Below are 16253 nucleotides of genomic sequence, written 5' to 3'. Positions count from 1 at the left end.
GCGAAGGAGATCCCCATGGCCGATGAGCCCAAAGGCACCCCCGCCGAGACCGACCGTATCCTGACGAACCGCCAAGGGCATCCGATCACCAACAACCAGTCGCAGCGCACCGTCGGTTCGCGTGGGCCGGCGACGCTGGAAAACTACCATTTTCTTGAAAAGATCACCCATTTCGATCGCGAACGCATCCCCGAACGGGTGGTTCATGCCCGTGGCTTCGTCTGCTATGGCGAGTTCGAGGCAACCGGCAAGATCGGCGATGAACCCGCGTCGAAATATACCCGCGCCAAGCTGTTCCAGGAGGCCGGCAAGAAGACCCCGCTGGCGATCCGCTTTTCGACCGTGATCGGCGGCCGCGACAGTTCCGAGGTTGCCCGCGACCCGCGCGGCTTTGCCGTGAAGTTCTATACCGAGGACGGGAACTGGGACCTTGTCGGCAACAACCTCGCCGTTTTCTTCATCCGCGACGCGATCAAGTTCCCGGACGTGATCCATTCGCTCAAGCCCGATCCGGTGACCTTCCGGCAAGAGCCGAACCGCATCTTCGACTTCATGTCGCAGACGCCGGAATCGATGCACATGCTGACCCATCTGTTCAGCCCCCGCGGCATCCCGGCCAGCTATCGCCACATGGAAGGGTTCGGCGTGAACACCTACAAGATGGTGAACGCGCAAGGGGACACCGTGCTGGTCAAGTACCACTTCCACCCGCGTCAGGGCATCGCCAGCCTGACACAGGCCGAGGCGGAAAAGGTGCAGGGCAAGGATTTCGGCTCGGCCTCCAAGGACCTGTTCACCGCGATCGAGCGTGGCGACTATCCGCAGTGGGACATGTTCGTGCAGATCATGGAAGACCATGAGCATCCCGAACTGGATTGGGATCCGCTGGACGACACCAAGATCTGGCCGGAAAAGGACTTTCCCCTTCGCCACGTCGGCACCATGACGCTGAACCGCAACGTCGAGGATTTCTTCAACGAGAACGAGCAGATCGCCATGGGCACCGGCGTGCTGGTGGACGGGCTCGATTTTTCCGACGACAAGATGCTGGTGGGCCGGACCTTCTCCTATTCCGACACCCAGCGCTATCGCGTGGGCACCAACTACCTGCAACTGCCGGTGAACCAGGCCAAGGGTGCAAAGGTCGCGACCAACCTGTCGGGCGGGCAGATGTCCTATCAGCGCGATCTGGCGCCGGGGCAGAACCCGCATGTGAACTATGAACCTTCGATCCACAACGGATTGCGGGAATCGCCGCGCGACCAGCCGAACAACCCGCCCGAAATCACGGGCCGGTTGACGCGCAGCGTTCTGGAACGCCGGAACGACTATGTCCAGGCGCGGGGCCGGTTCTGCACGATGATGGACTGGGAACGCGAAGACCTGATCGCCAACATGGGCGATCTTCTCATGGAGTGCGAGCGGGACGTGCAAGAGCGGATGGTCTGGCACTTCCTCATGGTTCACGACGCCTATGGCACCGGCGTGGGCGAAAAGCTGGGCATCAGCCCGGCCGATGTGGCACAGCTTGGTCCCCTGCCCGGCCAGGTGCTGACCGATGACGACCAGCGCCGCCTGCAGAACCTGGGCAGGAACGGCGACGTGATCGACTCCGAGGTCTGGGGCCAGTGGACAAGCTCGGTCAAGAACTTCCGCGTTACCGCCGAGGATGTCCTCAACGGCATGCAGGGCTTCGACCCCCGGCGCGCCGAAGCCGCCGAATGAACTGGCGGGCGCGCGCGCAGTTCTGCCGCGCGCCCCACCGCCTGAACACCGCGCCCCGGCATGCCGGGCGGCGGAATAATCGCGCGCGGTGTCCTTGAAACCGCTTACAAACATGCATCTGAAATATGCGCCAAAAGGACGCAACCGCGTTTATTCATTCATCTGAAATACATATTACCGCAGTTTGTTATTATTCCTGTTCTAAATCAGGTGCTTGTCGGAATGTCCGTCAATTAGTCCTGCCAGACCGACCTTCCGACGAATAAGCGCATTTCCGCCATATGTTTGTTGTCACTTGGGCGCGGGGATTTAGGTGCTACACTGATCTCACGAAGGATCAAGAACAGTTGATCCAACGCAAGATGGAGAAGAAAATGCACAAACGCCCGTGGAACCGCCTTACGCCGGCCATTGCCGCGCTGATGGTGCTGTCGGCCCCGGCGCTGGCACAGGATGACGACGCCTTCTACCGCGACATGTTCGAGCCGCTTCCCGCCCTGCCGCCGATCCCGGCGGACAACAGCATGACGCGCGAGAAGATCGAACTTGGAAAGATGCTGTTCTTCGAACCGCGGATCTCCTCGAGCGGGGTGATCAGCTGCGCCACCTGCCACAACCCCGCGCTTGGCTGGACCGACCGTATCCCGCGCGCCGTCGGACATCTGGGCCAGGAAGGCAGCCGCAACACGCCCACCGTGCTGAACGCAGGCTTCCTTGAAGCCCAGTTCTGGGACGGCCGCGAAGCGACGCTGGAAGGCCAGGCGCTTGGCCCGATCGCGGCCGATGTGGAAATGGCAATGGACCTCGACCAGGCCGTCGCGCGCCTGCAAGAGTTCGAGACCTACCGCGAGCATTTCGCCGCCGCCTTCCCCGATGACGCCGAGCCCATCAATGCCGACAACGTCGCCCAGGCTATCGCGAGCTTCGAGCGCACGCTCAACACCCCGAACTCGCCCTTCGACCGCTATCTCCGTGGCGACGAAGGTGCGCTGACGGAAGATCAGATTGCAGGGATGCGGCTTTTTGTGGATGTCGGCTGCGCCTCGTGCCACAACGGCCCGGTGCTGAGCGACAGCAACTATCACGTGTTCGACGCGCCGGGTTCCGAGGATGAGGGGCGCTTTGTCGTCACCGGTGACGAGGCGGACCGCTTCGCCTTCCGCACGCCGACCCTGCGCAACGTCGCCGTTACCTATCCCTACTTCAACAACGGCAGCGTCGAGGATCTGCATCAGGCCGTCTACATGATGGGCGATCAGATGCTTGGCTATGAATTCACCGATGGCGAGCTGGATCAGGTCGTGGCCTTCCTGCACGCGCTTACCGGTGAAATGCCTGCCATCACCCCGCCCGCGCTGCCCTGAGGCGCGAGGTTGCAAGACCGGGCGGCCCTTCAGGGGCCGTCCGACGGAGGTAAGATGACCCCATATCGTTATCCGGTGCCGCGCGCCGCCGAGATCACCCCCGAGACTGCCTGGGTAAACCGCCGCACAGTTCTGGCCGGAATGGTGGCCGCCGGGCTGGTGCCGACAGGACTTCGCGCCGAAAGCTCGCCCTTTTCCACCGACGAGCCGCTGACGGATCCCGAAGTCGCAACGGGCTATTGCAACTTTTTCGAATTCGGGACCGGCAAGGATGACCCGGCGCGGCTTGCGCATCTGATGCGGACCGATCCCTGGTCGGTCACGGTCAGCGGCGCGGTGGAACGCCCCGGTCAGATCCCGCTGGAAGATCTTCTGGCCTTCCCGCAGGAGGAACGGATCTATCGCCTGCGCTGCGTCGAGGCCTGGTCGATGGTCATTCCCTGGACGGGATTCCCGCTGTCGCGGCTGCTGGAGCAGGTCGGGCCGACCTCGGAGGCGCGCTATGTCGAATTCGAGACGCTGCATGATCCGCAGCAGATGCCGAACCAGACCAGCGCCATCCTCGACTGGCCCTACCGCGAGGCACTGCGGCTGGACGAGGCGATGCACCCGCTCACGATCCTGGCGACCGGCATGTATGGCGCGCCGCTGCCCAACCAGAACGGCGCACCGCTGCGGCTGGTGGTGCCGTGGAAATACGGCTTCAAGTCCATCAAGTCGATCGTCGCGATCCGGCTGCTGCCGGAACGTCCCGTCAGCAGCTGGCAGGCCCGGGCCCCCCGCGAATACGGCTTTTTCGCCAATGTGAACCCCGAGGTGCGCCATCCGCGCTGGCATCAGGCGACCGAACGGCGCCTGCATGACGGCCGGCGCATCCGCACCGAGATGTTCAACGGCTATGGCGAACATGTCGCGCATCTTTATGCGGGCATGGACCTGCACCAGGACTACTGATGCGCAGCAGGATGATGCGGCTCATGGGCTGGTCGGCCACGATCCTTGGCGCGGTGCCGGGCGTGGTGCTGTGGTGGCGCTGGCAGGCGGGGCTTCTGGGGGTGATGCCCACCGAAGTTCTGCTGCATCGCACCGGGCAACTGGCGCTGTTCTTCCTGATGTTGTCCCTGCTGATCGGATTCGTGCATTTCATCAGCGGCTGGAACGCCCTGTTCGGGGCCCGCCGTCCGATCGGGCTCTGGTGCTTTGCCTATGCGATGGCGCATCTGGGCATCTGGCTGGTGCTGGACCAGGGGCAGGTTGCATTTGCCCTGGCCGAACTGCGCAGCATGGCGCATCTGCAACTTGGCCTGCTGGCCTTCCTTGCGCTGGTGCCGCTTGCGCTCAGTTCCACGGATGCGGCCCTGCGCCGGCTGACCGTCCCGGTCTGGAAACGGGTTCATCTTCTGGTCTGGCCGGCCGCGGCACTGGCCGTCACCCATGCCTGGCTGGTGGCCCGGTTCGAAAACCCGGTTGTCATGGCAATGGCCGGGGTGCTGGCCGCGCTGGCGCTGACGCGTGTTCTCCACCACCTCAGCCGCTAGGCTCAGCCCACCCGCGCGCCATGCACCCAGACGCCGCGCACCACCGCCACGCCTTCGATCCGGCGAATGCGGATCAGGTCGGCGCGGGCGCCCTCCTCGATCCGGCCGCGGTCGCGCAGCCCGACCGCGCGGGCAGGTGCCGCGGTGACGGTGCTGATTCCGCGCGGCAGGTCGTCCCACAGATCGGCCAGCAGGAATGCCCCGGTCAGAAGCGCGCCCGGCACGTAATCCGAGGACAGGATGTCCAGCAGGTCCATCTCGGCCAGCAGATGCGCGGCGACGTTGCCGGAATGCGATCCGCCCCGGATCAGGTTCGGCGCGCCCATCATCACGGCAATGCCGTGGTCATGGCAGGCGCGCGCCGCCTCCACCGTGGTCGGGAACTCGGCCAGCCGCGCGCCATGAGCGGCGGAAACCGCGACATGCGCGGCGGTGGTGTCATCGTGGCTGGCAAGCGTCGCGCCATAGCGGTGCGCGTTCGCGACCGCGGCTTCCTCGTGCCGCTCTCCGAACCGGTCGTGCAGCGAACGCAGGTTGGCGACATGGGCCTGGAACTGATCCTCGGTCATCCCGTGCTTGACGACGCAATAGTCGCGCAGCTTGCTGACATCGCGAAACTGCCGCTGGCCGGGGGTATGGTCCATCAGGCTCACGATGCCGATGCGGTCGCTTTCGCCGAACTCTGCCATTTCCTCGATCAGCGTTTCGGAGCAGACCTCGGCGCGCAGATGCAGGAAATGACTGATCCGCAGCGCACCCCGCGCCCGCATCTGCAGGATCTCGGTGGCCATGGAACGGGCGTATTTGCCATAGTTCGAGTCCTTGTTCGACACGACCGACCCCACCCGCAGCGCGTCGAATACCGTGGTGATGCCCACGCTTGCCAGTTCGCCATCATGCGCGACGATGGCATTGGCATGCGGCCAGTCCACCCGGGGCCGGGGCTGGATATGGCGTTCGAGATTGTCGGTGTGCAGTTCGATCAGCCCGGGCGCAATGATATCGCCTTCGCAATCCAGCGCGCCGGGCGGAACGGCCCCGCCCTGCCCGATTGCGGCGATGCGCCCATCCCGCACCATGACCGAACCGCGGAAACTTTCGCCCGGCAGGACGAGTTGGGCATTGGCAAGGACGGTTTCGGTCATGTCAGGCTCCTGTTACGGTCGGGCGGATATGGCAGGGATCTGTCACAATCATGTGACGGAAGGACGATAAGCAGCCCCTTCCAGGGCGAGAGGCATCCATGACGGAATACGAGCGCTACGCAATCTATTACCTGCCCGATCCGGGGCCGCTTGCGGATTTTGGCGCAGCCTGGCTGGGATGGGACGTGCAGCAGGGCCGGACGGTTCCGCATCCCGATGTCGATGGATTGCCGGTTGCCGATCTGACCGCGACGCCGCGCAAATACGGGCTTCATGCCACGATCAAGCCACCGTTCCGGCTGGCGCCCGGCCATGATGCCCCGGGGCTTTCTGCCGCCCTGGACGATCTTTGCGCCCGCCTCACGCGGGTCGAACTTCCGGGCCTTGTGCTGGCGCGGCTGGGCAGCTTCCTCGCCCTGCGGCCCGAAGGCGACCAGAGCCATCTGGCCGCGCTTGCCGCCCAGGTGGTGATGGAACTGGATGCCTTCCGCGCCCCCCCCTCCGAGGCAGAGCTGGCGCGCCGCAAGGCCGCCGGGCTTGACCCCCGGCAGATCGAACTGCTGGAACGCTGGGGCTATCCCTATGTGATGGAGGAGTTCCACTTCCACATCACCCTCACCGGCAAGCTTGACGCGGCTGTGGTTCCGCAGGTCGAAGCCGCGCTGCAGCCGAGGCTTGTTCCGCTCCTGCCCAGACCGTTCCGCATCGACAGCCTGTGCCTGCTGGGCGAACGCGAGGGACGCTTTCACCTTGTCCACCGTTACACCCTTTCCGGCTGAAGCGCGGCAAGGAAGGCCGCGACCGCATCCGCAAGCGGGCCGTTGTTCTCGATCACGCGGATCGGCAGGCCATAGGGAATGTCATAGCTCGCCCGCGCCAGCCGGCGGGCGATGTCATCGCGGCTTTCGCGGCCGCGGGCGGCGAGCCGGTCGGCCAGAACCGGAACCGAAGCGGTGATATGGATTACCGAAAGTCCCGGAAAAACCTCCCACGCTGCACCCAGCATCGCGCGCGATCCGTTGAACAGCACGTTCCGCCCCTCGCTGATGGCCTGATCCACGGTGGCCGGGATACCATAGCGAAGCCCGTGCGCCTCCCAGTCCAGTGCAAAGGCACCGTCGGCCTTGCGGCGCAGGAATTCGGCCTCGCTGACGCCCTCGAAGGGTTCTCCGCCCGCGCTTTCGGGGCGGGTGATGACCCGGCGGACGATGTGCAGATCAGGCCGCGCGGCCTTGGCGGCGGCCAGGATCGTATCCTTGCCCACGCCCGAGGGGCCAACAACGGCGAAAAGCCGCCCCGCCATCACGCGGCCTTTGCCGGCGTGAACGCCGTCACATCGACCAGCCGGTTGCAGACCCGTTCCCGCGCAGCTTCATCGTGAAAGATGCCGAGGATCGCCGCTCCCCTGCCCCTGGCCTCTTCGATCAGGCGCAGGACGGTCTCGCGGTTCGCCGCATCGAGGCTGGCCGTCGGTTCGTCCAGAAGCAGTGCGGGATAGTCATGGGCAAAGCCGCGCGCGATATTCACCCGCTGCTGTTCGCCGCCCGAAAAGGTGGTGGGCGACAGCGGCCAAAGCCGTTCCGGGATGTTCAGCCGCGCAAGAAGCCCCGCCGCCCGGTCCCGCGCCTGGTCCGCATCGACGCCCAGCGCGCGCAGCGGTTCGGCGACCACATCCAGCGTCGGCACCCGCGGCACCACGCGCAGGAACTGGCTGACATAGCCCAGCGTGCTGCGCCGAAGCGCGATGATCTCGCGCGGTTGGGCCCGGGCCACGTCCAGATCGCCGACCATGATCCGCCCGGACCCGGCCAGATAGTTGCCCCAGATCATCCGCATCAGCGTCGATTTCCCCGCCCCGGATGCCCCCACCAGCCCGACGCATTCCCCGGGCGCAACCCGCAGCGTGGCGCCCGCCATCACCGGGATCACGGCGCCGCCCTGGTTGTGCAGGGTAAAGCTTTTGCAAAGGTTTTCGACCTCGATCATCTCACACCTGCAGAACGGAACTGACAAGAAGCTGGGTATAGCCATGCTGCGGATCGTCGAGCACCTGATCCGTCAGCCCGGCCTCGACCACGCGGCCCGATTTCATCACCATCAGCCGGTCGGCGAGAAGCCGCACCACCGCAAGATCATGGGTCACGATGATCGCTGAAAGGCCCATCTCGCGCACCAGACCGCGCAGAAGGTCCAGAAGCCGGGCCTGCACGCTGACATCAAGGCCGCCGGTCGGTTCGTCCATGAACACGAGCCGCGGCCCGGTCACGAGGTTCCGCGCAATCTGCAACCGCTGTTGCATCCCGCCGGAAAAGGCCGAAGGGCGGTCGTCGATCCGGTCGGCCGCGATCTCGACCCGGCCCAGCCAGTCGGTCGCGCTGTCACGGATCCTTCCATAGTGGCGGTTGCCCACCGCCATCAGCCGTTCGCCGACATTGCCGCCCGCCGAAACCCCCATCCGCAAGCCGTCGCGCGGGTTCTGGTGGACATAGGCCCAGTCGGTGCGCGACAGCATCCGCCGTTCGGCCTCGGTCATGCGCAGCGTGTCGCGCGGGCCCGTGGCGGTGTCAAAGATCACCTCGCCCGCATCGGGCGCCATATGGCCGGCAAGGCAGCCAAGCAGCGTGGACTTGCCCGAGCCGCTTTCGCCCACGATCCCCATCACCTCGCCGGGATAAAGATCAAATCCGACATCCGCGCAGCCGATCCGGGGGCCATAGCGTTTGGTCAGACCCTTGACCTGCAACAGCGGTGTCATGCGGCATCCTCGGCAAGTTGGGCGCCCCGGTGGCCGGCGGCGCGGCGCGAGGTGCAGTAATCGGTATCCGAACAGACGAACATCCGCCCGCCGGCATCATCCACGATCACCTCGTCCAGATAACTGTCGGCGGCCCCACACAGGGCGCAGGGGTGGTCGGCCTTGGACGGAACGAAGGGGTGATCCTCGAAATCGAGGCTGACAACCTCGGTCCAGGGTGGCAGCGCATAGATCCGCTGTTCCCGCCCGGCGCCGAACAACTGCAGTGCCGCGCAGCCGCCCAGCTTGGGATTGTCGAACTTGGGGATCGGCGACGGGTCCATGACATAGCGTCCTTCAACCCTGACCGGATAGGCATAAGAGGTCGCGATCTCGCCGTGCCGGGCGATATCCTCGTACAGCTTGACATGCATCAGCCCGTAATCCTCAAGCGCGTGCATCCGCCGCGTTTCCACCTCGCGCGGCTCCAGAAACCGCAGCGGCTCGGGGATCGGCACCTGATAGACAAGGATCTGGTCTTCGCTCAGCGGCGCCTCGGGGATGCGGTGGCGGGTCTGGATCACGGTGGCTTCGGCCGTCGCCTCGGTCACGGCAACGCCTGCGGTGCGCTGGAAGAACTTGCGGATCGACACCGCGTTCGTCGTGTCATCGGCGCCCTGGTCGATCACCTTCAACCGGTCGTCCGGGGTCAGGCAGGCCGCCGTCACCTGCACGCCCCCGGTGCCCCAGCCATAGGGCATCGGCATTTCACGGCTGGCAAAGGGCACCTGATAGCCGGGGATCGCCACTGCCTTCATCAAGGCGCGGCGGATCATCCGCTTGGTCTGTTCGTCCAGATAGGCGAAGTTGTAATCGTCCATTCCGGCCCCCTTACAGCAAGCCGCGTGCGGTCAGGTCACGCTCAAGCGTCGCGGCATCGGTGAAATGATGCGCTTCCATCCCGAAGGCGCGGGCACCGGCCACGTTCTTTTCGCTGTCATCGACAAACAGGCACTCGCCCGGCGCCAACCCCGCCCGTTCGCACAGAAGCGCGAAGATCGCGGCATCGGGCTTGACCAGCCCCTCGGCGCCCGAAACGATGGTGACACCGAACACCTCGGCCAGCCGCGGATGCGCGGCCACGCCCGTGGGCCAGGTTTCCGCCGACCAATTGGTGATCGCATGGACCTGATACCGCTGGGCGAGCCGGTCGAGCAGTTCCCAGCTTCCCGGTACGGCTTCGGCAATCGTCAGGTGAAAGCGGTCCTTGTAGGCCGCCAGCAGGTCGCGATCCGGCCCCTCGAAGGCATCAAGCGTGCCCATGATGCTGCGACCGCGGTCATTTTCATAGTTCCAGCTCTGAAAATCCACCCGCGTCAGAAATTCATCCACCGCCGCGCGGCTTCCCAAGGCGTCAAGGAAGGCAAGATGCGGATCCCATTTCACCAGCACATTGCCGATGTCAAAGACGATGGCCTTCATTCCGCAGCCTCCTTGCCTGCCTCTGCCCGCAGCCGGCGGATCAGTTCCAGTTCCGACTGGAAATCCACGTAATGCGGCAGCTTGATATGTTCGAGAAACCCGGTGGCCTGCACATTGTCGGCGTGGGACAGCACGAATTCCTCATCCTGCGCGGGGGCACCGATGTAATCCTCGCCCAGTTCCTTCCAGCGCAGCGCCCGGTCCACCAATGACATGGAGATCGCCTTGCGCTCCGACTGCCCGAACACCAGCCCATAGCCGCGGGTGAACTGCGGCGGCTCGGTTTTCGACCCCTTGAACTGGTTGACGGTCTCGCATTCCGTCACCTCGATCTCGCCCACCTCGACCGCAAAGCCCAGTTCGGGGATCTCGACCTCGACGGGAACGGTGCCGATGCGCAATTCGCCCACGAAGGCATGGGTGCGCCCATAGCCCCGCTGCGTGGAATAGGCGAGGCCAAGGACAAAGCCCTCATCCCCCCGGGTCAGTGCCTGAAGGCGCAAGGCGCGGTTGGCGGGCAGTTCGAGCGGTTCGCGCGTCAGGTCGGGCGGTATGGCATCCGACGGCGTCTCCGTCTCGATCAGCCCGTCGCGGTTCAGGAAGCTGGTGATATGCGGCACGGCTGCGTCATCGGCGGGGGCCTGCGGGGCGATGGGCAGCTCGCCCTCCGCCATCAGCTTGAAGTCCAGAAGCCGGTGCGTGTAGTCGAAGGTCGGCCCCAGCACCTGCCCGCCCGGCGCATCCTTGAACGTGGCCGAGATGCGGCGCACGCAGGCCATCGCACCGGTATCGATGGGCAGCGATCCGCCCAGCCGGGGCAAGGTGGTGCGGTAAGCACGGATCAGGAACACCGCCTCGATCAGGTCGCCGCGCGCCTGCTTGATCGCCAGCGCCGCGAGATCGGGATCATAAAGCGAGCCTTCGGCCATCACCCGGTTCACCGCAAGCGCAAGCTGTTCGCGGATCTGCGGCACCGACAGTTCCGCCACCGCAGGGTCGCCGCGCCGTTCCTCGGCCAGAAAGGCATGGGCGTTGTCGATGGCGCGTTCGCCACCCTTGACCGCGACATACATCAGGACACCCTTGTCGTGCGGGGCAGCGCCGCAAGCCGGTCGCCGCAGGTAAAGATGAAATCCAGCCCCAGCGGGAACAGCGCCGCATTGCGCTGGAAGGCCGCCACCTCCGGCAGGTTCAGCGCCGCCCTGTCGCGGATACCGGGGCCGGACAGGCGGGCACCTTCGGGGCGCAGCGCGGCCATCTCGACGATCAGCGTTGCCGAGCGGTCGGGATATTCCGCCGTGCCGATGGCATATGCTCCCGGCTCAAGGGCCTGCCAGGCGCCCAGGGCGAACACCGCATCGCCGGCTTCCACCAACGGCGCCCCGGTGTGGAAGGTGATCCAGTCGCGCAGCAGCGGCACGTCATGGGCGCCGGCCAGATGCACCGGTGTCGTGGCATCGGCCAACACCAGAAGCGCAACCGCCGCAGCTGGCGACAGGGGCGCGGGCGGCGTGGCGCCCGCGATACGGTGGATGGTGCCGGGGCGGGCCATTGCCTGAAGGCAGGCGCGGAATCCCTCGGCCGACTGACGGGCCGTGTCACTGAACCCGCCCTGAAGGGCTGCCGTCTCCATCAGTCCTCTCCTCGCACCATGGTGAAGAATTCGACCCGGGTCGCGGCAGCGCGGGCAGCGCGGGCGTGGCGCCGCGCGGCGGCCTCGTCGGCAAGCGGGGCGATGACCCTTGCCTGCACCGCTTCCGCCTCGGCGCCCTGCATCAGCGCATCGACCACCGCGGCGCGCCGGGCGTGATCCTTGTCGCGCCCCTGCACGACCGCATGGCCGACCGCGCCACCCTCAAGCCGCAGGGAACAGCGGGTCACCGTCATCTCGCCCAGATTGAAGGGCGCACCGGTGGCGCCCTGCCGCCCGCGCACCATTACCGCACCCACCTCGGGTGCGCGCAGAACCTCGTGGGGGGGCAGATCGGGCAGCAGTGCCGCGAGCCGCGCGGGCGGGCATCGGGCCAGCACCGCCATCCAGCCCTGGCGCGTTTCGGTTCCTGTCGCGGTCGTGTTTGCGAATGCACACATCTTGCCAACTTGTCTATTCATCTATACAACTAGACAAACCTTACCGCCAAGGCAGCGGTTTCACAAGCCGTCGCAAGGTGAATTTTCCATGACAGGCCGCCCATGACCCGAACGCCGCTTTGGACTGCGATTGCCGACACGCTGCGCCGCGAACTGGCGGCGGGCCTGTACCCCCCCGGGGCGAAGCTGCCGACCGAGGCGGCGCTTGCCGCCCGATTCGGCGTTAACCGCCATACGCTGCGGCACGCGCTGTCGGTGCTCGCGCAGGAAGGTCTTGTGCATTCGCGGCGCGGCGCCGGCGTCTTTGCCGCCGCGCGCCCGGTGGAATACCCGCTGGGCCGCCGCGTCCGCTTTCACCAGAACCTGCGGGCCGCCGGCCAGATCCCGCAACGCGCGCTCCTGCGGCTTGAAACCCGGCCTGCCGACGCCGAGGAGGCGCGCGCCCTGCGGATGGAGCCGGGCGCGCAGGTGCATGTCTATGAAGGCGTGTCGCTGGCCGACGGGCTCCCGCTGGCGCATTTCCTGTCGATCTTCCCCGCGGCGCGCTTTCCCGCCCTGCCCGAGCGGCTGCGCCAGACCTCCTCGGTCACCGCGGCGCTGCTGGCAGAGGGTCTGGCCGACTATACCCGTGCCGAAACCCGGCTGACGGCGGTTCCGGCCGGCCCGGTCCAGGCGCTGCACCTGCGGCTGCGCGAAGGCGCGCCATTGCTGCGAAGCCGCGCCCTGAACGTCGATACGGCAGGACAGCCGGTCGAATACGGCGAAACCCACTATGCGGGCGAGCGGCTGACGCTTGTGGTTTCGGCCGATGACCCCTCCGTCAGCCCCTGACCGCGACTCAGCCGCGCGGCTGATCCGTCCATTCGGTCCAGGGGAAAGGCAGATGATCCGACGCGCCGGCGACATAGCGCCCCGCCATGGCCAGCCAGGCGCCGATCCCCGCGCCCAGGCGCGCAATTCCGGGATTGCGCTGGCTGGCAAACAGCATCCAGAAGAACTGCAGCACTGCGCAAAGGCCCAGCGCCGTCTGGGCCAGATTGATCAGCAGCACCAGAAGCACCATGATCAACCCGCGCCGCCACAGACGTTCCGGTGCAGGCAGGACGGGATCGGGTTCGGACGGGTGTGACATGACGTTTCCCTTTCAAGCGGGTGGTCCCCGGCAAGCATAGCACCGCCCCACCTGCGCGACCAAGACCTGCACCAAGGGGATCAGCGGGAAAGCTGCAGGGCGCATTCTGCCCGGGCGACAGTCCGGCCGCGGCACCACCGTGACTGCCGCCGCCCGGCGCGGACCCTGCGGCCCCGGCCCTGGCGCGGGATGGTGCGCAGCGGCCCGATCCGGGCCGTTCTTCGCCCTGCCTCAACGGTGGCCGGGCAATGCCGCCCGATGCCCTGAAAATCCGCACTCAAGCTTCGCCTCTGACCGAATGGTCAACCTGCGGGCTGTGTCTGCCCGATCTTTCCGCATTCCTGCCGCCAACTCTCCACAAATTCGTTGACTCGGGCAAACCCGCCGCGATTAGCTTGACAAGAAGTCACAGCAGCGCGGGGGAGACATGAAGCCAGGCGAGCGGCGCGATCAGATCGCCCGGGCGATCCGCGAAAGCGGGCAGCTGACGGTCGAGGATCTGGCGGGGCGGTTCTCGGTGTCAGCCGAGACCATCCGCCGCGACCTCTCCACCCTGGCGGAAAGCGGCGCCGTTCAGAAGGTGCATGGCGGGGCACGACGGCTGCGCCTGCACCATGAGGGCAGCTTTGAGGAACGGCTGGCCACCAATGCCCCGGCAAAGCAGGAAATCGCCGCCAAGATCGCCGCGATCGTGCGGCCGGGCGACACCTTGTTCATCGATACCGGATCGACCACGCTTGCCTGCGCCGAACAGCTTGTGGCGGTGCCGCGGCTGACGGTCATCACCAACTCTCTCGCCATCGCGCGGCTGATGGGCGCGGGACACTCCGATATCCGGGTTTTCCTGCTGGGGGGCACGTTCAGCCACGGCAATGCCCAGACGGTCGGGCCGCTGGTGCTGCGCCAGATCGCGGGCTTTCAGGCCGACTACGCGCTGCTGACGGTCAGCGCCGTCACTGCCGAAGTCGGCGCCATGGATTCAAGCCTGGACGAGGCCGAGGTGGCCCGTTCGATGATGGAAAACGCACGGCAGGTCGTGGTGCTGGCCGATTCCGACAAGCTGGGCAAGACGGCCGGTTTTCGCGTCTGCCGCCTGGCCGAGATCGACATGCTGGTCAGCGACCGCCCACCCCCGCCGCCGCTGGCGCGCGCGCTGGCCGAGGCAGGGGTCCAGGTGCCATGAATTCAGCAACGGAGCCTCCCATGCCCAGGATCATCCGCCTTTACGTGCGCTATGTTGACGGTCTGTCGCATCTGATCGGCTTGATCGCCATGTATCTGATCTTCGTGATGATCGCCGTGCTGCTGCTGGATGCGGTGACGCGCAACGCGCTGAACATCCCGCTGCACTGGTGCATCGAGTTCGCGCAGTTCACGCTGGCCGCCTATTACTTCGCCGGCGGCGCCTATACGCTGAAGGAAGGCGCCCATGCCCGGATGGATGTGTTCTATGAACGGCTGGGGCAGAAGGGCCGCGCGCGGATGGACCTGATCACGGCCTTCTGTCTTCTGTTCTATCTGGGCGTGCTGCTGTGGGGTTCGATCTCCAGCACCCTTTACGCCATCGAGTATGACCAGCGGAACTTCTCGATGTGGAACCCCTCGATGATCCCGATCAAGGTGATCATGGTGCTCGCGATCGGGCTGATGATCCTTCAGGCGATCTCGATGATCTTCAAGGACTGGGCGCGGCTGCGCGGAGGGAGCCTTGCATGAGCTATGAACTTATCGCCCTTCTGATGTTCGCGGCGATGCTGCTGATGCTCCTGACCGGGCAGCGCATCTTCGGCGCCATCGGCTTTGTCGCCGCCGGGGCGGCCTTGCTGCTTTATGGGCAGGGGGCGGTGGAAATGCCCTTCAACGCGGCGTTCCGGCTGTTCAACTGGTTCCCGATGCTGACGCTGCCGCTCTTTGTCTACATGGGCTATGTGCTGTCGGAATCGGGCATTGCCGAGGATCTTTACCGCGCCTTTCACGTCTGGTTCGGGCGGCTGCGCGGCGGGCTTGCCATCGGCACGATCCTTCTGATGGTGGTGGTTTCGGCCATGAACGGGCTTTCGGTCGCGGGGATGGCCATCGGCGCCACCATCGCCCTGCCCGAGATGCTGCGACGCGGCTATGACAAGGTGCTGATCACCGGGGTGGTTCAGGGCGGCAGTTCGCTCGGCATCCTTGTCCCGCCCTCGGTGGTGCTGGTGCTTTACGGCATGATCGCGCGACAACCGGTCAGCCAGCTTTGGCTTGCGGGGGTGTTTCCTGGGCTGATGATGGCCGCGATGTTCATCCTTTACATCGTGATCCGCTGCCGCCTGCAACCGCATCTGGCGCCCACCGTATCCGAGGAAGAGCTGAACATGCCCCTGCGCGAGAAGCTGAAGCTTCTGCGGGCGGGCATCATCCCCTTCCTCATCTTCTTCTTCATGACCGGGCTGTTCGTGCTGGGCTACACAAGCCTTGTCGAAAGCTCGGCCGTGGGTGCGACCAGCGCCACGCTGGCTGCGGCCTGGAAACGGCGGCTCACCTTCCGGGTGCTGCACGAGACCGCGAAGAAGACGCTGATGATTTCCTGCATGTTCCTCTGGATCATCCTGGCCGCCCTCGCCTTCGGCGCGGTGTTCGACGGGATCGGCGCCGTGCGCGCGATCGAGGGGCTGTTCATCACGCGATGGGAACTGTCGCCCTGGGAAGTGCTGATCATGATGCAGCTGTCCTACCTGCTGATGGGCATGTTCCTTGACGACACGGCGATGCTGGTGATCGTGGCGCCGCTTTATGTGCCGCTGGTGCGGATGCTGGGCTTTGACCCGATCTGGTATGGCGTTCTCTATACGATGACCTGCCAGATCGCCTACATGACGCCGCCCTTCGGCTATAACCTCTTTCTCATGCGGGCGATGGCGCCGCCGGGGATCTCCCTCGTCGATATCTACCGTTCGATCATCCCCTTCGTGGCAATCATGGTGGCGGCAGTGGTGCTGCTGATGATCTTCCCTCAGATCGCACTGTGGCTGCCGCAATACGTGAATGCCCGCTGAATCAACG

General features: G+C 65.5%; 19 protein-coding genes. 9 read left to right on the top strand and 10 right to left on the bottom strand.

Going from position 1 to position 16253, the window contains the following annotated elements:
• The first annotated feature begins 15 nt into the window (after positions 1-15).
• From ACFQXB_RS05090 to ACFQXB_RS05075, 4 genes are all read left to right on the top strand, one after another.
• Complete coding sequence (locus ACFQXB_RS05090) at positions 16-1725, top strand: catalase (RefSeq protein WP_377400098.1); 1710 nt, start codon at positions 16-18, stop codon at positions 1723-1725.
• Positions 1726-2099: 374 nt separating this feature from the next.
• A complete protein-coding gene (locus tag ACFQXB_RS05085; protein ID WP_377400095.1) occupies positions 2100-3089 on the top strand; it encodes a cytochrome-c peroxidase in 990 nt (329 codons plus the stop codon).
• A gap of 54 nt (positions 3090-3143) precedes the next feature.
• The gene (gene msrP / locus ACFQXB_RS05080) at positions 3144-4043 is read left to right on the top strand and encodes a protein-methionine-sulfoxide reductase catalytic subunit MsrP (protein ID WP_377400092.1); all 900 of its coding nucleotides are present in this window, start codon (positions 3144-3146) and stop codon (positions 4041-4043) included.
• Positions 4043-4627 (top strand): protein-methionine-sulfoxide reductase heme-binding subunit MsrQ, encoded by a 585-nt coding sequence (locus ACFQXB_RS05075; protein ID WP_377400089.1) that lies wholly within the window; start codon positions 4043-4045, stop codon positions 4625-4627. Before msrP ends, ACFQXB_RS05075 begins: the two co-directional genes overlap by 1 nt.
• 2 nt (positions 4628-4629) lie before the next feature.
• Here the strand turns inward: ACFQXB_RS05075 and ACFQXB_RS05070 are convergent, their stop codons facing one another.
• Complete coding sequence (locus ACFQXB_RS05070) at positions 4630-5772, bottom strand: alpha-D-ribose 1-methylphosphonate 5-triphosphate diphosphatase (protein WP_377400086.1); 1143 nt, start codon at positions 5770-5772, stop codon at positions 4630-4632.
• A gap of 98 nt (positions 5773-5870) precedes the next feature.
• On the opposite strand from ACFQXB_RS05070, the gene ACFQXB_RS05065 reads away from it, so the two are divergent.
• Complete coding sequence (locus ACFQXB_RS05065) at positions 5871-6551, top strand: DUF1045 domain-containing protein (protein WP_377400083.1); 681 nt, start codon at positions 5871-5873, stop codon at positions 6549-6551.
• On the opposite strand, the gene phnN is transcribed toward ACFQXB_RS05065, so the two are convergent.
• Genes phnN through phnG form a run of 8 tightly spaced genes read right to left on the bottom strand, consistent with a single transcriptional unit; the run spans position 6533 to position 12079 of the window.
• Positions 6533-7075, bottom strand: coding sequence for a phosphonate metabolism protein/1,5-bisphosphokinase (PRPP-forming) PhnN (gene phnN, locus ACFQXB_RS05060; RefSeq protein ID WP_377400080.1), 543 nt, complete (start codon positions 7073-7075; stop codon positions 6533-6535). The genes ACFQXB_RS05065 and phnN overlap by 19 nt on opposite strands.
• Positions 7075-7758, bottom strand: coding sequence for a phosphonate C-P lyase system protein PhnL (gene phnL / locus ACFQXB_RS05055; protein ID WP_377400077.1), 684 nt, complete (start codon positions 7756-7758; stop codon positions 7075-7077). Before phnL ends, phnN begins: the two co-directional genes overlap by 1 nt.
• A 1-nt stretch (position 7759) precedes the next feature.
• The gene (gene phnK, locus ACFQXB_RS05050; RefSeq protein WP_377400074.1) at positions 7760-8527 is read right to left on the bottom strand and encodes a phosphonate C-P lyase system protein PhnK; all 768 of its coding nucleotides are present in this window, start codon (positions 8525-8527) and stop codon (positions 7760-7762) included.
• Complete coding sequence (locus ACFQXB_RS05045) at positions 8524-9387, bottom strand: alpha-D-ribose 1-methylphosphonate 5-phosphate C-P-lyase PhnJ (protein WP_377400071.1); 864 nt, start codon at positions 9385-9387, stop codon at positions 8524-8526. The genes phnK and ACFQXB_RS05045 overlap by 4 nt, the downstream gene beginning before the upstream one ends.
• Before the next feature lie 10 nt (positions 9388-9397).
• Positions 9398-9988, bottom strand: coding sequence for an HAD family hydrolase (locus ACFQXB_RS05040; RefSeq protein ID WP_377400068.1), 591 nt, complete (start codon positions 9986-9988; stop codon positions 9398-9400).
• The gene (locus ACFQXB_RS05035) at positions 9985-11061 is read right to left on the bottom strand and encodes a carbon-phosphorus lyase complex subunit PhnI (protein WP_377400065.1); all 1077 of its coding nucleotides are present in this window, start codon (positions 11059-11061) and stop codon (positions 9985-9987) included. The genes ACFQXB_RS05040 and ACFQXB_RS05035 overlap by 4 nt, the downstream gene beginning before the upstream one ends.
• Positions 11061-11621: a phosphonate C-P lyase system protein PhnH gene (gene phnH, locus ACFQXB_RS05030; RefSeq protein ID WP_377400062.1), complete on the bottom strand. Its 561-nt coding sequence runs from the start codon at positions 11619-11621 to the stop codon at positions 11061-11063. The genes ACFQXB_RS05035 and phnH overlap by 1 nt, the downstream gene beginning before the upstream one ends.
• On the bottom strand, positions 11621-12079 hold the full coding sequence (gene phnG / locus ACFQXB_RS05025; protein WP_377400059.1) for a phosphonate C-P lyase system protein PhnG: 459 nt from the start codon (positions 12077-12079) through the stop codon (positions 11621-11623). Before phnG ends, phnH begins: the two co-directional genes overlap by 1 nt.
• 102 nt (positions 12080-12181) lie before the next feature.
• Between phnG and phnF the strand changes: the two genes are divergently transcribed.
• Positions 12182-12910, top strand: a complete 729-nt coding sequence (gene phnF, locus ACFQXB_RS05020) for a phosphonate metabolism transcriptional regulator PhnF (RefSeq protein ID WP_377400056.1) — start codon at positions 12182-12184, stop codon at positions 12908-12910.
• A 7-nt stretch (positions 12911-12917) separates the two neighbouring features.
• On the opposite strand, the gene ACFQXB_RS05015 is transcribed toward phnF, so the two are convergent.
• Positions 12918-13211 (bottom strand): DUF4389 domain-containing protein, encoded by a 294-nt coding sequence (locus ACFQXB_RS05015; RefSeq protein WP_377400053.1) that lies wholly within the window; start codon positions 13209-13211, stop codon positions 12918-12920.
• 427 nt (positions 13212-13638) lie between these two features.
• Here ACFQXB_RS05015 and ACFQXB_RS05010 point away from each other — a divergent pair, with 427 nt between their 5' ends.
• From ACFQXB_RS05010 to ACFQXB_RS05000, 3 genes are read left to right on the top strand one after another with little or no spacing between them, the layout of a single operon-like run.
• The gene (locus ACFQXB_RS05010) at positions 13639-14394 is read left to right on the top strand and encodes a DeoR/GlpR family DNA-binding transcription regulator (protein ID WP_377400050.1); all 756 of its coding nucleotides are present in this window, start codon (positions 13639-13641) and stop codon (positions 14392-14394) included.
• Positions 14395-14414: 20 nt separating this feature from the next.
• Complete coding sequence (locus ACFQXB_RS05005; protein WP_377400047.1) at positions 14415-14927, top strand: TRAP transporter small permease subunit; 513 nt, start codon at positions 14415-14417, stop codon at positions 14925-14927.
• The gene (locus tag ACFQXB_RS05000) at positions 14924-16246 is read left to right on the top strand and encodes a TRAP transporter large permease (RefSeq protein WP_377400044.1); all 1323 of its coding nucleotides are present in this window, start codon (positions 14924-14926) and stop codon (positions 16244-16246) included. The genes ACFQXB_RS05005 and ACFQXB_RS05000 overlap by 4 nt, the downstream gene beginning before the upstream one ends.
• Positions 16247-16253 lie beyond the last annotated feature (7 nt).

The sequence above is a fragment of the Halodurantibacterium daqingense genome, assembly GCF_042666235.1.
Taxonomy (GTDB): Bacteria; Pseudomonadota; Alphaproteobacteria; order Rhodobacterales; family Rhodobacteraceae; genus Halodurantibacterium; species Halodurantibacterium daqingensis.
The sequence above is the reverse complement of the archived record's forward strand: the minus strand, read 5'-3'. Positions and strand labels throughout refer to the sequence as shown.

Excerpts from the sequence above, each read along its gene's own strand:
- ACFQXB_RS05040 (WP_377400068.1), bottom strand. The coding sequence starts at position 9,988 with ATGAAGGCCATCGTCTTTGACATCGGCAATGTGCTGGTGAAATGGGAT.
- phnH (WP_377400062.1), bottom strand. The coding sequence starts at position 11,621 with ATGGAGACGGCAGCCCTTCAGGGCGGGTTCAGTGACACGGCCCGTCAG.
- phnF (WP_377400056.1), top strand. The coding sequence starts at position 12,182 with ATGACCCGAACGCCGCTTTGGACTGCGATTGCCGACACGCTGCGCCGC.
- ACFQXB_RS05075 (WP_377400089.1), top strand. The coding sequence starts at position 4,043 with ATGCGCAGCAGGATGATGCGGCTCATGGGCTGGTCGGCCACGATCCTT.
- ACFQXB_RS05000 (WP_377400044.1), top strand. The coding sequence starts at position 14,924 with ATGAGCTATGAACTTATCGCCCTTCTGATGTTCGCGGCGATGCTGCTG.
- ACFQXB_RS05090 (WP_377400098.1), top strand. The coding sequence starts at position 16 with ATGGCCGATGAGCCCAAAGGCACCCCCGCCGAGACCGACCGTATCCTG.
- phnN (WP_377400080.1), bottom strand. The coding sequence starts at position 7,075 with ATGGCGGGGCGGCTTTTCGCCGTTGTTGGCCCCTCGGGCGTGGGCAAG.
- ACFQXB_RS05045 (WP_377400071.1), bottom strand. The coding sequence starts at position 9,387 with ATGGACGATTACAACTTCGCCTATCTGGACGAACAGACCAAGCGGATG.
- ACFQXB_RS05035 (WP_377400065.1), bottom strand. The coding sequence starts at position 11,061 with ATGTATGTCGCGGTCAAGGGTGGCGAACGCGCCATCGACAACGCCCAT.
- msrP (WP_377400092.1), top strand. The coding sequence starts at position 3,144 with ATGACCCCATATCGTTATCCGGTGCCGCGCGCCGCCGAGATCACCCCC.
- ACFQXB_RS05010 (WP_377400050.1), top strand. The coding sequence starts at position 13,639 with ATGAAGCCAGGCGAGCGGCGCGATCAGATCGCCCGGGCGATCCGCGAA.
- phnG (WP_377400059.1), bottom strand. The coding sequence starts at position 12,079 with ATGTGTGCATTCGCAAACACGACCGCGACAGGAACCGAAACGCGCCAG.
- ACFQXB_RS05005 (WP_377400047.1), top strand. The coding sequence starts at position 14,415 with ATGCCCAGGATCATCCGCCTTTACGTGCGCTATGTTGACGGTCTGTCG.
- ACFQXB_RS05015 (WP_377400053.1), bottom strand. The coding sequence starts at position 13,211 with ATGTCACACCCGTCCGAACCCGATCCCGTCCTGCCTGCACCGGAACGT.
- phnK (WP_377400074.1), bottom strand. The coding sequence starts at position 8,527 with ATGACACCGCTGTTGCAGGTCAAGGGTCTGACCAAACGCTATGGCCCC.
- ACFQXB_RS05070 (WP_377400086.1), bottom strand. The coding sequence starts at position 5,772 with ATGACCGAAACCGTCCTTGCCAATGCCCAACTCGTCCTGCCGGGCGAA.
- ACFQXB_RS05065 (WP_377400083.1), top strand. The coding sequence starts at position 5,871 with ATGACGGAATACGAGCGCTACGCAATCTATTACCTGCCCGATCCGGGG.
- ACFQXB_RS05085 (WP_377400095.1), top strand. The coding sequence starts at position 2,100 with ATGCACAAACGCCCGTGGAACCGCCTTACGCCGGCCATTGCCGCGCTG.
- phnL (WP_377400077.1), bottom strand. The coding sequence starts at position 7,758 with ATGATCGAGGTCGAAAACCTTTGCAAAAGCTTTACCCTGCACAACCAG.